Annotated in this window: 2 protein-coding genes; both read right to left on the bottom strand. The window is 68.3% G+C overall.

The window, feature by feature from the left end; genetic code table 11:
• Positions 1–1,475: beta-ketoacyl synthase N-terminal-like domain-containing protein (locus ABZ717_RS28480; protein WP_358516332.1), on the bottom strand; the 1,475-nt coding region annotated here is incomplete at its 3' end.
• Positions 1,468–3,390 (bottom strand): SDR family NAD(P)-dependent oxidoreductase (locus ABZ717_RS28475; RefSeq protein ID WP_358516330.1); only part of this gene is annotated, 1,923 nt, incomplete at its 5' end. The genes ABZ717_RS28480 and ABZ717_RS28475, both read right to left, overlap by 8 nt.

The following is a 3,390-nucleotide window of genomic DNA, read 5'->3' as shown; positions in this document are numbered from 1 at the left end:
CCCGCCTGACCACGCAAACCCCCCACACCACGACCCGACAACACCCACGGCACCACCGACACCCCAGAAACAGGCACCTCAGAAACAGACGCCTCCACCACAGGCGCCTCCTCCAACAACACATGCGCATTGGTCCCCGAGAAACCGAAACTCGATACCGCCGCCCGCCTGGGTCGACCCACCGATTCCCAGGGGCGCGCCTCGTCCAGGAGGCGCACGTTCCCGCTCTCCCAATCCACCTCCGGTGTGGGCACGGAGGCGTGCAGGGTGCGGGGCATCCGCCGATGGCGAAGGGCCAAGACCGTCTTGATGATTCCGCCCACGCCGGCCGCGGCCTGGGTGTGACCGATGTTGGACTTGAGCGATCCCAACCACAACGGCCGCTCACGCTCACGCCCATAGACCTTCAGCAACGCCTCGGCCTCGATCGGATCCCCAAGAGCGGTCCCCGTCCCATGCGCCTCGACCATGTCCACGTCATCCGCCGAAAGACCCGCGTCACGCAGAGCCGCCCGCACCACACGCTGCTGCGAGGGACCGTTCGGAGCGGTCAACCCACTGGACGCGCCATCCTGGTTGACCGCGCTGCCACGCACCAGACCCAGCACACGATGCCCCCGCTCACGCGCACGAGACAGCGGTTCGACCACGAGAGTGCCCACACCCTCACCCCAGCCGGTGCCGTCGGCCTCGGTGGAGAACGCCTTGCAACGCCCATCGCGCGCGAGCCCGCCCTGGCGGCTGAAGTCGGTGAAGGCGACCGGTGTCGACATCACCATCGATCCCGACACCAGCGCCATCGAGCACTCGCCCTCGCGCAACGCCTGCGTGGCCAGGTGCAGCGCGACCAACGACGACGAACACGCCGTGTCCACGGTGATCGCCGGCCCCTCGAAACCGAAGACGTAGGACACCCGACCGGAGGCGATACTCCCCGACCCACCGGCGCCGGTATAGCCCTCCAGGTCCTCGGGGATGTCCAGTTCCCGTCTGGTGTAGTCCTGGTACATCACCCCCGCGAAGACCCCGGTGTCGCTCCCACGCATCTCATGCGCGTTCAACCCGGCGTCCTCCAGCGCCTCCCAGGAGGTCTCCAGCAGCAACCGCTGCTGAGGGTCCATGGCCATGGCCTCCCGGGGGGAGATACCGAAGAACCCGGGTTCGAACTCGTACGCGGTGTCGATGAACCCGCCCTCGCGGCAATAAGAGCTGCCGGGGGTCGCTCCCTCGGGGTCGTAGAGGGACTCGACGTCCCACCCACGGTCCTCCGGGAAGGGGGCGATGGCGTCTCGCCCCTCGTCCACCAGATCCCACAGTTCTGCGGGTGTGGTGACCCCGCCGGGGAAGCGACAGGCCATACCGACGATGGCCATGGGTTCGTTCCGCTCCTCCCGCTCCTTCTTGAGCTGTTCGCGAGTGCGGTGGAGGTCGGCCGCGACCTTCTTGAGGTAGCTACGAAGTTTCTCTTCACTCATCTTCGGCACCGAGTTCCTGGTCGATAAAGGCGAACATCTCGTCATCACTCGCGGACTCGATCCGAGAGACCACGCCCGACTCCTCGTCGCCCTGGGGCTCCACGTCGAGAACGGCTCGCAACCGGGTCCGCAATCGCTCTCGTGCGGACTCGTCCTCGGCGATCTCCCGGATCTGGCGTTCCAGGGAGTCGAGACGGTCACGCAGGGCCGCGTCAGGATCCGGCATGAGTTCCTCGTACAGGTGGTCCGCGATCCCCAGAACGGTGGGGTAGTCGAAGAGCAGGGTCACGGGGAGTCGAAGCCCGGTCGCCTTCCCCAGGCGATTACGGAGCTCGACCGCCGTGAGCGAGTCGAACCCGATGTCGAGGAGCCCTCGATCCGGGTCGACCGCATCGGCACCGGAATAGCCCAGCACCGTCGCCGCGGTCTGCCCGACCAGGCCCCGCAACAGTTCCCGACGCTGCTCGTCCGCCATCGCCGCCAGTCGCTCCGGCAGAGAGGCCGTACCCGAACCGGGTTCCTCGTCAGCGGCGGTCGCGACCGGAAGCGCCCTACTCGAACGTGGGACGAGGTCGCGGAGGATCGGCAGAAGGAAGCCGTCCGATTCGGCGTCCCGTAGCTGACGGGAGGCGAACTTGGCCGCCGCCACGAACGCCGCACCCGAGGCCAGAGACGAGTCGAAGAGCTCCAGGGCCTCATCGGTCCGCAGAACCTCGATACCGGACCGCGAGACCCTCTTGCGGTCCGCGTCACTCAGCTTGGCGGTCATCTCACTGTCCTCGCCCCAGACACCCCAGGCCACCGAGGTCGCCGGAGCACCCTCGCTCCGCAGTCGCGAGGCCAACGCGTCCAACGCGGAGTTGGCCGCCGAGTAGGCTCCCTGCCCGGCCCCGCCGAGGGTCCCCGACACCGAGGAGAAGAGCACGAAGGCCGACGGCTTGAGGTCCTTGACCTGGTGCCACAGGGTCACCGCGCCATCGAGCTTGGGTGCGAGGACGTGCGCGATCCGATCGGGGTCGAGCCCGGAGACGACACCGTCGTCCAGCAGGCCCGCCGCGTGGACCACCGCCTTGAGCGGGAGTTCCGCGGGAACCCCTTCGAGTGCCGCCGCCACCGAGTGGGCGTCCGTCACGTCGCAGGAGACGACGCGTACCTCCACTCCCTGGGCCCCGAGCTCGTCGGCGAGCTCGGCCATGCCGGGGGCTTCGGCACCCCTTCGTCCCGCGAGGACCAGTCCGCGTACGCCATGTCGTTCGACCAGGTGTCGCGCGACCAGGCCGCCCAGTGTCCCCGTGGCCCCGGTGACCAGGACCGTGCCGTCGAGCGCCGGTGTCTCGGACGAGTCGCTCTCGACCGACCGCGTGATTCTGCGGGCCCGCGGTTCTCCCTCCCACATCAGGAGTTCGGTCTCCCGGTCCAACAGGTCGAGGGCGGGAGACATCGTCGTCGGATCGTCGGTGAAGACCAATCCGAAACGGCCCGGGTGTTCGTTCTGGGCCGCACGGACCAGACCTCTCACGGCCGCGGTGACGATGTCGTCATCGACCGCTTCGATGGTCGGGACCGTGACGGCGAAGACGAGTCGGGAGTCGGCGTACCTCTCGTCCGCGATCCAGGTCCGAAGGAGTTCGAGTGCGCTCGCGGTGGCGGCCCTGGCAGCGGCCGGGGCCTCCGTGAGATCGCCCTCCCAGGTCCGGAGGGGGACCACCACCGTCGATGGGATCGGGTCGGACAACGTACCCAGTGCGTCCGCTCCGGCTCCGGGGTCCAAGCGCACGGTCGCGCCGTCCGGGCCGTCGGAGGTTTCGGTCGTGGTCGGTTCGGTCGGTGTCCAGGACAAGCCGTACAACGGCCCACCACCCGACACCAACCCACCAGCCGGCCGCAACACCAACTCATCAACCGACAACACCAC

The organism is Nocardiopsis sp. NPDC006832 (genome assembly GCF_040635885.1).
Classification (GTDB): domain Bacteria; phylum Actinomycetota; class Actinomycetes; order Streptosporangiales; family Streptosporangiaceae; genus Nocardiopsis.
The sequence above is the reverse complement of the archived record's forward strand: the minus strand, read 5'-3'. Positions and strand labels throughout refer to the sequence as shown.